The 15,845-nt window shown below is 26.5% G+C and carries 13 protein-coding genes; 12 read left to right on the forward strand and 1 reads right to left on the reverse strand.

The features are described 5' to 3' along the window. Positions 1-293 precede the first annotated feature (293 nt). From GBZ86_RS00925 to GBZ86_RS18620, 9 genes are all read left to right on the forward strand, one after another. The gene (locus GBZ86_RS00925) at positions 294-1,955 is read left to right on the forward strand and encodes a dsDNA nuclease domain-containing protein (RefSeq protein ID WP_152886868.1); all 1,662 of its coding nucleotides are present in this window, start codon (positions 294-296) and stop codon (positions 1,953-1,955) included. Between the two features lies 1 nt (position 1,956). Then, entirely contained in the window at positions 1,957-2,475 is a 519-nt protein-coding gene (locus tag GBZ86_RS00930) for an ABC-three component system middle component 1 (protein WP_152886870.1), read from the forward strand. Between the two features lie 23 nt (positions 2,476-2,498). Then, positions 2,499-5,474, forward strand: coding sequence for an AAA family ATPase (locus GBZ86_RS00935; protein ID WP_152886872.1), 2,976 nt, complete (start codon positions 2,499-2,501; stop codon positions 5,472-5,474). Between the two features lie 294 nt (positions 5,475-5,768). Next, positions 5,769-6,041 (forward strand): hypothetical protein, encoded by a 273-nt coding sequence (locus GBZ86_RS00940; RefSeq protein ID WP_152886874.1) that lies wholly within the window; start codon positions 5,769-5,771, stop codon positions 6,039-6,041. A gap of 239 nt (positions 6,042-6,280) precedes the next feature. Further along, the gene (locus GBZ86_RS00945) at positions 6,281-6,463 is read left to right on the forward strand and encodes a hypothetical protein (protein WP_152886876.1); all 183 of its coding nucleotides are present in this window, start codon (positions 6,281-6,283) and stop codon (positions 6,461-6,463) included. Positions 6,464-6,573: 110 nt separating this feature from the next. After that, the gene (locus tag GBZ86_RS16910) at positions 6,574-6,720 is read left to right on the forward strand and encodes a hypothetical protein (RefSeq protein WP_170272127.1); all 147 of its coding nucleotides are present in this window, start codon (positions 6,574-6,576) and stop codon (positions 6,718-6,720) included. Between the two features lie 151 nt (positions 6,721-6,871). Beyond that, entirely contained in the window at positions 6,872-8,359 is a 1,488-nt protein-coding gene (locus GBZ86_RS00950; RefSeq protein WP_152886878.1) for an SIR2 family protein, read from the forward strand. 3 nt (positions 8,360-8,362) lie between these two features. After that, positions 8,363-8,827, forward strand: a complete 465-nt coding sequence (locus GBZ86_RS00955) for a TIR domain-containing protein (RefSeq protein ID WP_152886880.1) — start codon at positions 8,363-8,365, stop codon at positions 8,825-8,827. A 205-nt stretch (positions 8,828-9,032) separates the two neighbouring features. Next, complete coding sequence (locus tag GBZ86_RS18620; protein ID WP_234885101.1) at positions 9,033-9,800, forward strand: DHHA1 domain-containing protein; 768 nt, start codon at positions 9,033-9,035, stop codon at positions 9,798-9,800. A 136-nt stretch (positions 9,801-9,936) separates the two neighbouring features. On the opposite strand, the gene GBZ86_RS00965 is transcribed toward GBZ86_RS18620, so the two are convergent. Next, on the reverse strand, positions 9,937-10,113 hold the full coding sequence (locus tag GBZ86_RS00965; RefSeq protein ID WP_152886881.1) for an alpha/beta-type small acid-soluble spore protein: 177 nt from the start codon (positions 10,111-10,113) through the stop codon (positions 9,937-9,939). A 132-nt stretch (positions 10,114-10,245) separates the two neighbouring features. On the opposite strand from GBZ86_RS00965, the gene GBZ86_RS00970 reads away from it, so the two are divergent. The 3 genes from GBZ86_RS00970 to nifJ all read left to right on the forward strand — a co-directional run bounded on the left by GBZ86_RS00970 (position 10,246) and on the right by nifJ (position 15,549). Further along, positions 10,246-11,319: an undecaprenyldiphospho-muramoylpentapeptide beta-N-acetylglucosaminyltransferase gene (locus GBZ86_RS00970; RefSeq protein WP_152886883.1), complete on the forward strand. Its 1,074-nt coding sequence runs from the start codon at positions 10,246-10,248 to the stop codon at positions 11,317-11,319. Between the two features lie 214 nt (positions 11,320-11,533). Then, complete coding sequence (locus GBZ86_RS00975) at positions 11,534-11,959, forward strand: flavodoxin (protein ID WP_152886885.1); 426 nt, start codon at positions 11,534-11,536, stop codon at positions 11,957-11,959. 65 nt (positions 11,960-12,024) lie between these two features. Next, positions 12,025-15,549 carry a pyruvate:ferredoxin (flavodoxin) oxidoreductase gene (gene nifJ, locus GBZ86_RS00980; protein ID WP_327443465.1) on the forward strand — a complete coding sequence of 1,175 codons (3,525 nt, stop codon included), beginning with the start codon at positions 12,025-12,027 and terminating at the stop codon, positions 15,547-15,549. Positions 15,550-15,845: the final 296 nt, after the last annotated feature.

Genomic DNA, 15,845 nt, shown 5'->3' on the forward strand with positions numbered 1-15,845 from the left:
TTTAGAGTTATAAGAATATAGACTATCTATGCTGACGTTTAATGCTTTGGTAATGCTCTAGGTGGTAAGATAGTTGTCGTAGAAACAAATTAATGGATAAAAGTTACTAGATTATAATTTCTAGTAACTTTTATATTGAATTTTATTGTATAATTAAGTAATAAAATGAATAATATTGAATAAATTAAAATGGAATAACTTGATGAGTTGATTTTAAATTTCACTACGGTTATTTTTGTAAATTGGTTGAGGTAAAAAATATACTTATATTGAGAAAAAAGTGGAGGAAAAATATGGATAAAAAACAAGTTGATTATTTGCAGGAGCAACTTGATACTTACCTATCTGATAACAATATTCAGTTGAACGGGGAAGAAAGAAATAAATTAATTGAAACTTTGATTAAGTGTGATTATTCTAAAGCAGAAAAAGGTGGAATAGTAGCACTAAGAGGATTTGTGTATCAATATTTAGTAACAGTATATTATATGTTATTAATTGCAACAGGGAGAGAAGAATGGGATTATGTTATTTTTGAATTAGGTGATGATGTTGCTTTAATTAAAGATAATAGTATATGTTTTTGTCAAGTAAAAACAAAATTAGATGATGGAGGATATATAAATTATGGAATTACATCAGATCTGACAAAAAGAAAAAGTGGTATAGATAGTTGGTTAGATAAGTTGTTCCTTAATTCTAAAAGAATAGTTGAAAAGATGAATAGTGTAAAAATTAATGGAACTGATGATATAGAAGTATCTTTTAAACTAATTATTAATACAATATTTAATAGTTCAAGTGAAATAGCACCATATTGCGAAAATTCTACTCTTGTTGATAAGGAAGAGAAAATTAAAAATAGATTAGAAATGATTAAAACGTATAAGGGGAATGATTACAATTTACAGGATGAATTAAAAGAAAAAATTAGTTGGTACATAGATAGGTTTGATATACTTCCATTAGGAAAATTTGATGAATTATTTAAGAGAAATATGTCTTTAGTTAGTGAATTAATTAATGACGGAGATAGAGAGATAACAAGTAAAGTTGTGGAAGAATTAGTTACACTGGTTTTGTTTAATACGCATGATGATTACTTAAAAGATCAGGATTCAAAAATAAAGTTTATTTTTCAAAAGGATAAATTTATTGAGGTCATTAAAGATAAAGAAAAGTATGTTAGAAATATGGTGGAAAACACCAGAAAGAAAAAGGTAGTTAGTTCTATATTTGATAAAGCCTTTTCAAATATAAAATTAGAATTTGAAAAGGTGTATAGTTCAATTTTATTAGATGAATTAAATAAATCTATGTTGTGGTTGCAAGAGAGCCTTATAGAAAGAGTAAAAGAAGATGAATATGTATATGAAAAGTTTATAAATAGAATTTTTTTATTAGAGAATAAAAAAACAGCATGTATTGATGGTGAAAGTTTAAATGATATTTTTCAAGTTATGGAATCTTTAAAAAGTATAATAATATATATGACATTCTATAGTGATAAAGAATTATGTAGAGAAAAAGATGCACAGTTATTAATTAAAAGTGGCTTATACAAGAATAATAATACACATTTAACTACATATAATGTTAGAGGAAATAAAAGTGAGATGGAAGCACTTATAAATTTATATACAAATATAAAAAAGTGTAGAGTGATAAATACTTTAACGGGAGATATAATATGTTTTTTATTAAATTTTAACGAAGATGAAGATGAATTTGATGATTTTGATATGGATTTTGAAGAAAAAATTACAAGTAGTAATTCAGAATTTAAATTAGTAACAAAACCTAATAATTTGAAAATATGCAAAATAAATAATTTAAATAAAGTGCCTAAGGCAATTCAAAAGAGAGTTGAAAAAGGGATTATTAGATCAGAGCAAGAGTTTTTATCATTAGATATATGGGACAAGTATATGGATAAAAATATTAAGGAGAATTAGTATGAATATTGGTATGGTAAGAGAAAAATTGCTACAAAAAGGTTTTAACACAATGAATAATATCTATAATACTAACATTGGAAATATATTAGTTGATGCATCAATGGAAGCATGGTGCAAAGATAATAGAGTAATTATTCTAAAGGATTATATAAATAAATTTCATTTTAATAGTTGGTCGGAATTAGATAAAACAAAGATAGTCTCTATTTTAAAATTACTATCTTCTAGAGAAAAAAACAATCTATATTTTATTATTAATTTAAGTACAAATTTAATAAATGATATTAGTATACTTGAGCAAATAAATAAGTTAGAAAAAGACGATAAAATATGCAAAAAGTACGTTGTAGTTAATGATGAGGATATTGAAAGAATTCCTTTTCTATCAGATTCTAATATTAATTCTCCTCAAATGTTAGATTATGAAAGTAAGTTCAAACAAAAATTGAAAGAAATAGGTGGAATAAGCGAAAATTCAATAGAAATTTCAATAAAGTATTTTGAGGATGAAGAATAAGAGGTATTAGATAGGAGAATAGTATGAAGATAAAGGAATTGAAAATTAACAATTTTAGAATATTTAAGGGTGAATATAATTTTAATTTTTATGATAAAAACTTAATAGTTGTTCATGGAAATAATGGAAATGGTAAAAGTACAATGTTTGACTCTATTGAATGGGCTATAACGGGGGAATTACTAAGATATAAAGGTACAAAAGAAAATCAGAAGTTTAACTACATATTCAATAATAAAGTATTTGGAACTAGCAATTGTGAAGTTTATGTAGAGATAGTATTTTATAATGATAAAGAGGAGATATGTATAAAAAGAATATGTAAGTGTAATAAAAATGGTAGTAGCCCTAAAACAACTATATTTATTGATGGGGAAAAGTATAAAGAACAAAAGGGAAATAAGAAAATTCGTGAATTAATAATGAAAGACATAAGTTTAGAAGGGACTTTTGATAAAGGTAAGTTTAGGGATATGTTTTCTGCTACGCAGTTATTATCTCAAGATGAAATTGCTTTATTTATATCATCTAAAAAACCTAGTGAGAGATTATTAGTTATGGAAAAGATATTAGGTGTAGATAAATATGGAGAGGAATTTAGATGTTATATAAATGATAGAATTAAAGAAATTGATAGTTTAAAAGAAAAGAATTTTACATTAAAAAATAGTAAAAATGAAGAATTAAAAAGAATAGAAAATGAAATATTCAAAATTAATACTGAACTTGAAGTTATTGATTTACAACATGATAAGTTAGGTAATAAAAGTGAAAAACATGTTTTAAATGATTTGAATATAATTAGAGATAAAGAATTGAATTTAAAATTAAATGGTAATATAGAAGAGTTTACAAGTGTAAATGATTCAGTTCAGAACAATTTAATAGATAACAGTAAGTTTATAGATAATGAGTTAATGGAAAGAAAAAATATTCTTCATGATATATTAGAATATGAAGAAGGAATAAAAAATAATAAAGCAAAAATAGAAGATAAGAAAAGATTGATAGAAATTAATGAGAAAGTAAAAGAAAAAGTTAATAAAAGAAATTTATCAATAAGTTATTATATAAATAAGAGACAAGAAATAAAGAGTTGTTTAGAGGTTAAAAAGGAAATAGACAAAATAAATAATAACATTTCGAATAAAAGGAATGAGTTATCATTAAAAGAAAGTCAAAAAAAAGGGTTAGAATCTTTAGATATAATAAAAGAAGTAATATTAAAATATGAAAAAATAGATAATTTAAAAAAAGTGTATATAGAAAAAGAAAGTGAAATAGAGCAAGTAAATAATGTTATAAAGATATTAGAGTTAGAAAAACAAACAAATGATAAGATAGAAAAAAATATAGAATATAATAAAGAAATGAAAATATTATTAGATGAATTAAAACTAATAAATGCTAAAAAGGAAAAAACACAAACAAGTTTAGAAAATTATAATATAAAGGCTACTGAACAAAAAAGGTCAATTAGCCAAATTATCTATGAAATACAGGAACATGTAATTGACGATGATGATGTAAAATTATGTCCCATATGTGGGGTAAAGTATAGTAATAGAGAAGAATTAATTTCAAAAGTTGAAACACAGTTGAACAAAAGTAAAAAATATTTTAGTGATATTGAGAATATAATTAGGGCTTTATTATCTGAAAATAGTAAGTTGGATGAACAATATTCTTTAAAACAACAGAGAGTAAATGAATTACAAAAAAGGTTACATGAATATAGTTTGGATATAAAAATAAATAAAAATATTATTAGAGAATCAAAAATATATTTTAAAGAGAAAAGTATTAGTGAATTAATAGAGATATATAAGAAAAAAAGTATAGAATTAAATTCGTTTATTGATAATAGTAATTTTACTATTAAAGTAATTTATAATATAGAAGAAATATGTGTAGAGATAGATAAATTAAACAATGAGATAAGAAATTTATTAGATAGTATAGATGAAATAATGTTTAAAAATGATATTTCTAATAAATATACTAATAAGTCAATTGAATATATAGATAATAGAGATAAAAAATATAAGTCATTTATAATTATGGCAAGGAAGTTTATAAAGGATTCTGAGAAGTTAGTTGATTCTAATAATTGTAAAATTGATGAACTAAATAAATTGGAAAGAAAATACAAATTAAAAAAAGAGATTATTTCAAGAAAACTTAACAGTATAAATTTATTTGAAGATAATTTTGAAAGTGTTAGAATACAATTAATAAAAAATATTGAAATAATAGAAAATATAAATAGTTTGATAAGTATTGCTTTAGAAGATATAAACTTATTGCTATCGATTGATAAGTCAATAACATTAAAGAATGAAAGAGAAAAATATTTAAAAGACGAAAAAGGGATAAGAGAAGAAATTAATAGAATAGATGAGGAGATTAGCAATAATATTAAAGATTGTGAAGGTTTAAAAATAATTATAGATGAAAGTAAAAATATTCAGGGTGAATTAATTGATAAGCTGATTGAGGGATATAGTGAATTTATAGATAAACTATTTTTCCAAATTAGCCCGCATGCATTTGCAAAACATATATATTTAATACCTAGAAAAACAGATTTATATATTATTTTAAGTGAGAAAAAAGGACGAAGAAAGGAACTCCTTGATATGGAAGATGATAACTTGAGAAAAGAAGCAAGTGCAAGTCTTACTCTAAGTTCAGCACAGAAGAATGTATTAGGAATTTGTGTTTTTATTTCTTTAAGTTTATCTCAAAGTTGGACGAAGATAAATATGATGGGGGTAGATGATCCGTTCCAAAACATGGATGATATAAATGTTTATTCATTTTTAGATACTTTGGCAGGAGTACTTGATCAAAAACAAGTTATAATAAGTACACATAATGAGGACTTTGCTGCATTGATATCAAATAAATCTGCATTAGAAAAAGATAAAATAAAAATTATAGAATTAGAAACATATTCTCAAGATGGTGTGAAATATATTGAGAAAGATGTAGTATAAAAATATTTTAATAGCAATGTTGTTTATTAAATAAAGAAGGAAGTTATAGATAGTAGTATTATTAAATTTATTAAGTAGCAAATTTATGTTTTGTTTTTAGCGTGAAACTTAAATTGTATTGGAATAAATTTATAATTCATATTAATATAATGATAGTTAATTATTACTAGGAATATTTATTTGTCATAGATAAATAGTGTTTTATACTAATAGATATAAAAAGTATTAAAAAATAAATATGAAAGGAGATTTAATATGACAAAAGTAGAATAATATAAAGGTAATGGAATTATTATGAGTTGTAATGGTGAAATTTGGGCAGTAGATGACAGTGGAATATCAGATATTATAGGAAAAATAAAGCGTATTGAATTGTCAATAGAAGAACCAAAAGAACAGATTGGGATATATCGAGTTGAACATGTAATGTTATTCGATGGAAATGACGAAGAATTATATGATGACCAAAGTATAGTAGATAATCTTGAATATCATTCAGAAGATGAATTAGTAGAAGTCCTTGCTAATAACTATGATGTTTCTAAGGATATTATTGATATTATATAAATTTAATATATTTAAAGTATTACGTAATTAAGTCCAGCAAAATTCCTGGGCTTAATTTGCATAGATATAAACAATTTTTTAAAAGATTAAATTGCATGATATAATAGATGAAATAGAGTCATAAGCAAAAGTGGAGAGAGTTATTTGTCGGTAAGATTATTGAATTAAATTTATATTTTAATAAAAGAAGGTTAAAAAGTAAGGATAATAACGAAAGTGTCAATGAAAATATCTTTTATATGATTATAGGAATACCTTGTTCAGGTAAAAGTTATTATTGTAAAGATAAATATAATAATTCCAATGCAATTATTATATTAACTGATGAAATTAGAAAAGAAATTACAGGGCATATGAATATGAAAAGAATAGTAATAATTTGGTGTTTGATATTGCTAAAAGTAGAATTAATCAATTTTTAATGGATGGATATAATGTAGTATTTGATGCCACCAATACTAATAGTATGCATAGAAAAAGAATATTAAAGATTGCCTAAAATAATAAATGTAAATCAGAGGCTATAGTTTTTATGACTCCAATAGAAGTGTGTATTGATAAAAATAGAAAAAGAAATATTGAACGAAGGATACCTATTGATGTGATTATAAATATGTCTAATTTTATTCCAGAAAAAGTTGAAGAAGAAGGATTTGATGAAGTTAAATACGTGAAATAATAGATTGTAATTATAAGAATGGATATAATACTAGTTTTTTTATTTGTGAGAAAGAAAAATAACATATAGATATTTTAATTCTGGAGGTAATGTTTCTAGGGCTGAGGAATTGAACAAAATTTAGATGTTTAGATGGGAGATAGGATTATTAATGGAATTTACAAGAGAAATTTATGCTTTTATTGAGGATTATATAGTTCAATTAAAGCAAGGGAGTGCAGCAATTTTTGCAGGTGCAGGATTATCTGCAGGAGTTGGTTTTGTAGATTGGAAGGGATTATTAAAAAGCCCTGCTAAAAGAATAGGATTAGATGTACAAAAAGAAGATGATTTAGTAACTTTAGCACAATATATTTTTAATGAAGATTGTTCAAGGCAACCATTAACAGAGGTTATTAGAAATAGTTTCATTTCAAGTAATAAGACAAATGAAAATCATGAAATATTAAGTTCATTACCGATAAAAACTTATTGGACAACTAACTATGATTCCTTAATAGAAGAATCTTTAAGTAGATATGGTAAGAATCCAGATGTCAAGAAGACATTAGCAGATTTATCAACAATAATTAGTAGGAGAGATGCTATTGTTTATAAAATGCATGGAGATATTAATGATGCTAATAATGCTGTACTTATTAAAGATGACTATGAGGTTTACGATACTAAAAATCATTTATTTACATTGAACTTGAAGGCAGATTTAATATCAAAAACATTTCTGTTTATAGGTTTTAGTTTTGAAGATCCTAATTTAGAGTATATCTTAAGCAAAGTAAGAATTTTAGTAGAGGGGAAGGGGAGAAAGCATTATTGTTTTCTAAAGAAAGTAAATATTAAGGATTTTGAAAAATGTCAAAATCAAAATGAAGAATTTAAATATGAAGAATTGAAACAAAGATTAAAGTGTAAAGATTTGAAAAGATATGGTATTCATCCAGTATTAGTTGATGAATATACTGATGTAACAGAGATTTTAAGATATATAGATAGAATGTATAGAAGAAATAATGTATTAATATCAGGAAGTGCTGATGAATTTAAAAACTTTAATATAAAATCCAAGGATACAGGAAAAAATATTGAACCTTTAGATTTTATTCATGATTTATGTAGAGAGATTAGTAGAAGTGGCTTTAAAATAGTAACTGGATATGGAAATGGTATAGTAGGGGCTGTAGTAAATGGTGTTTTTGAAAATATATATGATGTGAATAGAAAAAACTTAGATGATTATATGATAATAAGACCATTCCCAACATATAGAATAAATAATATGAGTAGTGATAAATTTAAAAAAGTCATAGAAAAAAGCAGGAAAGATTTGGTTAAACAAGCGGGGATTGCTGTATTTGTATTAGGCAATAAGACTAATAATAATAACATTGTTATAGCAGATGGTGTATTAAAAGAATTTGAGGAGTCATTAGCAATTGGAAGTAAAGTTATACCAATAGGATTAACAGGAGATGCAAGTAAGAAATTATGGGATAAGGTTAATAATAATTTTGAGGAGTATTATAGTGAATATAAAGATTTAAAGAGATATTTTGAAGTATTAGGAGATAAACAGTCTAATAATGAAGATATTATAAAGTCAGTTTGTAGTATTATAGAAAAATTACAAAAGGTATTTTAATTTATGATAAATGTATTTTTTAGTTTTCATTTTGAAAGAGATTTATTTAGAGTGAAAGAAGTAAGAAGTAGTACGAGTGGTTTCATAGATAAAGCAGATTGGGAAAAAGTAAAACTAAAGGGAAAGTCACATATCTGTAATTGGATTGATCAACAAATGAAAGAAACAAGTGTTACAGTAGTGCTTATTGGATCAGAGACATCTACTAGAGAATATGTAGAATATGAAATAGAGAAGAGTTTTGAAAAAGGTAATGGTGTCATAGGTATATATATACATAATATTAAGAATGAATATGGACAAACTGATTACAAAGGGAAAAATCCTTTTGAAAATATTTATTATGAATACCAAGGTAGACGAGTATATCTATCAGAAATATATAAAATATATGATTGGGTTTGGGATAACGGAAGAGAAAATATGTTAAAGTGGATACAAGAAGCGGCACAAAGAGCAAATAGATAATAGGAAAGATTAATCAGTCTATAAGATTGGCTATAATATTAGTTTTTTTATTTGTGAGAAAGAAAAAATCATATATACCTGTATTAATGCAACAGGAAGATTAGAAACAGCAGATTTATCCGTAGAATTATTAATTACTGAAGATGAAAAAAGAGCAGAAGAGCTAGCCAAAGAATTATGCCATTTAAATGAAAGAAGGCAGGAAATGACTAAAGACAGTGTGGATATGGTCATTGAACAAATAGAGAAGAATGGATTAGAAAAAGATAAGGTTTTAATAATTTATAACTCAAATATTCATGAAAGCATAGCGGGTATAGTTGCAGGAAGGATTAGAGAAAAATATAATAAGCCAACTATAATAATGACTGGTGGAAAGGAAATGCCTAAAGGGTCAGCTAGATCAATTGAAGAATATAATATGTTTGAAGAGTTATCAAAGTGTAAATTTCTTTTAAGCAAATTTGGTGGTCATCCAATGGCAGCTGGATTATCTGTTGAAGAAAGTAATTTACCTAAGTTAAGAGAGATGTTAATAAATAATTGTACTCTTAAGGATGAGGAGTTTATTCCAAAAATTAAAATAGATGCTAGAGTTGCTTTAAAAGATTTAACAGAAGAATTAATAAAAGAAGTTAATTTATTAGAGCCTTTTGGCAAAGCTAATCCTTCTCCTTTATTTGCAGAAAAAAATATAGATGTTTGTAGAATATGGACTATGGGGAAAGATAACAATATTTTAAAGTTAAGATGTAAAACATTTAATGGATTCAAAACAATAGATGCAATAACATTTGACAAATTTGAAGAATTTAAAAAACAATTTTCAGAAAAGTATGGCAAAAATAAATTGCTAGAAATTTTAGATAGTGGTTATTGTAATTTTAAAATAGATTTAATTTATCAACCCAATATAAACGAATTTAATGGTAAAAGAAGTATTCAAGTAATTATTAAATCATTAAGATTATAGTTTTTAATAAAGTGGATTATTTCTAAAATAAAATTCATTTTGAAATAATCCACTTCACATGTTGCATTATAGTTAGGCATAATTAACTATAATACTTAATATTAAGTTTTTAAATTTTAGTCCTATTAAAATAATTTTATAGGCCTTGCTCGTATTTTTCTACCATTCTTTTAACCATTTCTCCACCAACGCTACCACATTGCTTTGAAGAAAGATTTCCATTATACTCTGAGAATGGTACTCCCATTTCACTAGCTACTTCATTTTTGAATTTTGATAATCCTTGTTTTGCTTCTGGTACTAATTGTGCCATTTTGAAAACCTCCTTGTAATTAAGTTTGCATTATTATATTGTCCGTTTGTAAAATAATTATGAGAGAAAAATTGAGGAATATATGGTAAATAGTTCATTAATATAAGAAATAAATATAAAGGAGATGATATTTTGAGTAAATATAAAATAATAATGACAGGTGGAGGATCAGCAGGTCATGTAACACCTAATTTAGCATTAGTACCTAAATTATTAGAAGAAGGATTTGAAATAAAGTATATTGGAAGTAAAGAAGGTATAGAAAAAGAAATAATAACAAAAGCCAATATTCCTTATTATGGAATATCTTCTGGGAAACTTAGAAGATATTTTGATGTGAAAAATTTTACAGATCCATTTAAAGTTTTAAAAGGTGTTTATGATGCATTAAAAATATTAAAAAAGGAAAAACCAGATGTTATTTTTTCAAAAGGTGGATTTGTAACAGTTCCAGTGGTGATGGCAGCATCAATGAGAAAAATACCAGTTATATCTCATGAATCTGATATGACGCCAGGATTAGCAAACAAAATGGCATCACCTTTTTGTGATAAATTATGTGTTACTTTTCCAGAAAGTTTAAAATATATAAAGGAAAATAAAGGAGTTTTAACAGGAACTCCAATTAGAGATGAGTTGTTAAAAGGAAATAAAGTAAAAGCAAATAATTTTTGTAATTTTAGGCAAAATAAAATGGTGTTAATGATTATTGGGGGAAGTTTAGGTTCTAAAATTATAAATGAAAATATAAGAAGTGTATTAAAGGATTTACTTAAGGATTTTAATATAATTCATATATGTGGAAAGGGTAATATAGATAATTCTTTAAAGAATATAGAAGGATATAAACAGTTTGAATATGTTTCAAAAGAATTACCAGATTTAATGGATCTTTCAAATATTGTTATTTCAAGAGCTGGTGCTAATACAATATTTGAATTATTAGTATTAAAAAAACCTAATATACTTATTCCATTATCTGCAAATGCTTCTAGAGGTGATCAAGTTTTAAATGCAACTTCTTTTGAAAAATGTGGTTATTCAAAGGTTATTCAAGAAGAAGATTTAACTCCTAATATATTACTAAAATCAGTACAAGAAGTTGTTAAAGAAAAAAGTAAATATATTTCAAATATGCAAAATAGTAATTTAGGAAATGGAATTCAGAATATTTTAAAGATTATAAAAGACTCTATTAAAGAATAATAGTTATTTGAAAAAAACGAGAATTAACGAATTAAAACTAGAATAAAAGAGTAGATTGGGTTAAGATTGTTTTTTAACTAAAATATACTTAAATATATTAAAATATGAAACTTGAAAAATAATTTCCAAAGAGTATAATTAAAAATGTTGAGTAAAAAGAAAGAGTTATTCATGGGGAATTATTAATTTTTATAATTAATGAGGTGTATTTGTTATGAAAAAAATTTCAATTATTTATTGGAGCAGTGGCGGAAATGTAGAAGTTATTGCTAATACCATATTAGAAGAATTAAAATCAGCTGGAGCTGATGTAAAAATCAAAAGTGTAGGGGATGCTGAGATTTCAGATGTTACAGAAGCTGATGCAGTAGCTTTTGGAAGCCCTTCTATGGACAATAACAGAATTGAACAATATGAAATGGAACCTTTTATAAATGAATTTAAGCTTTTACCAAATAATAATAAAAAAATAATATTATTCGGATCTTATGGATGGGATGATGGAAAATTTATGGATGATTGGGTTAAAAGAATGAATAATTATGGTTTCAATGTTTTAGGTCAATTAGCTGTTAAAGAATCACCTTCAGATAGTGATTTAATTGTTGCTAGAAATCTAGCTAGAAAGTTAATTGAATAATAATTTAGTTATCAAATATTTAAAATAAATACAATATTTCAGAAAGAGGTGTCAGCCAAATGACAATTAGGAAAATGAAAACAATGGATGGTAATACAGCTGCTGCACATATTGCTTATGCATTTACAGACGTTGCTGCTATATTCCCAATAACACCTTCATCACCAATGGCAGAATTAGTTGATGAGTGGAGTGCTAAAGGACAAAAGAATATATTTGGTCAACCAGTTAAAGTAATGGAAATGCAATCAGAGGCAGGGGCTGCTGGAGCAGTTCATGGTTCATTACAAGCAGGAGCTTTAACAACTACTTTTACAGCTTCTCAAGGTTTATTATTAATGATACCAAATATGTATAAAATAGCTGGTGAGTTATTACCATCAGTATTCCATGTATCAGCAAGAGCTTTAGCTACTTCATCATTAAGTATTTTTGGTGACCATCAAGACGTTATGGCTGCAAGACAAACAGGATTTGCTATGCTTGCAGAAGGATCAGTTCAAGAAGTTATGGACTTATCAGCAGTTGCTCATTTAGCATCTATTAAATCAAGAGTTCCATTTTTAAATTTCTTTGATGGATTCAGAACTTCACATGAAATACAAAAAGTTGAAGTAATTGAATATGATGAATTAAAAGCTTTAGTGGATATGAATGAAGTTGATGCATTCAGAAGAAGAGCTTTAAATCCAAACCATCCTGTAACAAGAGGTACAGCTCAAAACCCTGATATCTACTTCCAAGAAAGAGAAGCAGTTAATAAATTCTATGATGCAGTACCAGAAATAGTAGAAAGTTATATGGCTGAAATCACAAAATTAACAGGAAGAGAATACAATTGTTTTGATTACTATGGAGCAGCAGATGCTGATAGAGTTATAGTTGCAATGGGATCAGTAACTGATGTTATAGAAGAAACAGTTGATTATTTAAATGCTAATGGAAATAAAGTTGGTCTTGTGAAGGTAAGATTATATAGACCATTCTCAAATGAGAGATTAATAAAAGTAATACCAAGTACAGCTAAGAAAATTGCTGTTTTAGATAGAACAAAAGAACCAGGTTGTTCAGGAGAACCATTATTCTTAGATGTTAAAAATGCATTCTATGGAAAAGAAAATGCTCCTGTAATAGTTGGAGGAAGATTTGGATTAGGTTCAAAAGATACTTTACCAGCTGATATAGCTACAGTATATGAAAACTTATCTAAAGATGAGCCAAAAGATGGATTTACATTAAGTATAGTTGATGATATAACTAATACTTCATTAGAAGTAAAAACAGATATAGATACAACTCCAGAAGGAACTAAAGCTTGTAAGTTCTGGGGATTAGGATCTGACGGAACAGTTGGAGCTAATAAGTCAGCTATAAAAATTATCGGAGATCATACAGATATGTATGCTCAAGGTTACTTTGCATATGATTCTAAAAAATCAGGTGGAGTTACTATATCTCACTTAAGATTTGGTAAAAAGCCAATAAAATCACCATATTTAATAAATAAAGCAGATTTTATTGCTTGCCATAATCAATCATATGTTTACAAATATTTTGTATTAGAAGGATTAAAGAAAAATGGTAAGTTCCTATTAAATACTATCTGGACTCCAGAAGAATTAAATGAAAAATTACCAGCTTCATATAAGAAATTCATTGCTGAGAACAATATTGAGTTCTATACATTAAATGCTGTTAAGATAGCTCAAGAAGTTGGTCTTGGTGGAAGAATAAATATGATAATGCAATCTGCATTCTTTAAATTAGCTAATATAATCCCAGTAGAGGATGCTGTTAAATACTTAAAAGATGCTGTTGTTAAATCATATGGTAAAAAAGGTCAACATGTTGTTGATATGAACCATGCAGCTATAGATAAAGGAATAGATGCATTAGTTAAAATAGAAATTCCAGCTGATTGGTCTACTGCTAAAGATGTTGAAGTTAAAGTAGAAGAGCAAGTTAAACCAGAATTTATAACTAAGATTGTTGAGCCAATCAATAGACTAGAAGGAGATAAACTTCCAGTTTCAGCTTTCGTAGAAATGGGAATGGAAGATGGTACTTTTGAGCAAGGTACAGCAGCTTACGAAAAGAGAGGAATAGCTATAAATGTTCCTGAATGGATTCCAGAAAACTGTATCCAATGTAACCAATGTGCATTTGTATGTCCACATGCTACAATAAGACCATTCTTATTAACAGATGCTGAAAAAGAAAATGCACCAGAAGGTACTAAGACAGTTGTAGCTAAAGCATTAAAAACTGAAGAACCAATGAACTTCACAATTGCTGTAAGTCCTTTAGATTGTACAGGATGTGGAAATTGTGCTCAAGTTTGCCCAGCTAAAGAAAAAGCTTTAGTTATGAAACCACAAGAGACTCAACATGATCAAATTAAGACTTGGGATTATTGTGTAAATGATGTAACTCCTAAGAAAAATCCAATGAACAAAAATACAGTTAAAGGTAGTCAATTTGAACAACCATTATTCGAGTTTTCAGGTGCTTGTGCAGGTTGTGGAGAAACTCCATATGCTAAAGTAATAACTCAATTATTTGGAGACAGAATGATGATAGCTAATGCTACTGGATGTTCATCAATCTGGGGAGGATCAGCTCCTTCAACACCATATACTACTAACCATAATGGTCATGGACCAGCTTGGGCTAACTCATTATTTGAAGATAATGCTGAGTTTGGATTAGGTATGTTCCTTGGAGTTCAATCAATAAGAGAAAGATTAGTTGTAACAGCTAAAAAAGCAATAGAAGCTGGAGTAAGTGAAACTACTAAAGTTGCTTTAGAAGATTGGATAGATAATGTAGATAATGGAGATGGAACTAGAGAAAGAGCTGCTGCTGTAATTGCTGCATTACAAAATGAAAGCAATGAATTTGCTAAAGAAATCCTAAAAGATAGTGATTATTTAGTTAAGAGATCACAATGGATCTTCGGAGGAGACGGTTGGGCTTATGATATTGGATATGGTGGAGTAGACCATGTATTAGCATCAGGAGATGATGTAAATATATTTGTATTTGATACAGAAATTTATTCAAATACTGGTGGTCAAAGTTCAAAATCAACACCAACTGCTGCAATAGCTAAATTTGCTGCCGCAGGTAAGAGAACTAAGAAAAAAGATCTTGGAATGATGGCTATGAGCTATGGTTATGTATATGTTGCTCAAATTTCAATGGGAGCAGATAAAAATCAAACTCTTAAAGCTATAGCAGAAGCAGAAGCTTATAAAGGACCATCATTAATAATAGCTTATGCACCATGTATTAGCCACGGATTAAAAGCTGGTATGGCAAATTCTCAATTAGAGGCTAAGAAAGCTGTTGATTGCGGATACTGGGCATTATACAGATATAATCCACAATTAAAAGATGCAGGTAAGAATCCATTTAATTTAGATTCAAGAGAACCAAAAGCTAACTTTAGAGAATTCTTAATGGGAGAGGTTAGATATGCTGCTTTAGCTAAAGCATTCCCAGAAGCTGCAGAGGCATTATTTGAGAAAACAGAAAAAGATGCTAAAGAAAGATTAGAAACTTATAAAAAACTTGCAACTCAAGAATAATTTTAAAAATAAATACTAATAGATTGAGATAGATAATAAAAATAGAGTATTAACCAAAAGGTTAATGCTCTATTTTTGTTTATATTAATAAAATAATTAAAATTAAATAAAAAAATTGTTTTATTTAATTATTTTATTTTAATTTTTTATAAATATAATAAATTTTTCATAAAATATTTTAATAAAAAAGAATAAAAGAGCATTTTAGAAAAAAATCAAGTATATTGAATAATATTAGTTAAAACATATAAAATTAAGTAGAAAATTCTATAATACGGATTTGAAGATTATTTGAG

Source organism: Clostridium tarantellae, assembly GCF_009295725.1.
Taxonomy (GTDB): Bacteria; Bacillota; Clostridia; order Clostridiales; family Clostridiaceae; genus Sarcina; species Sarcina tarantellae.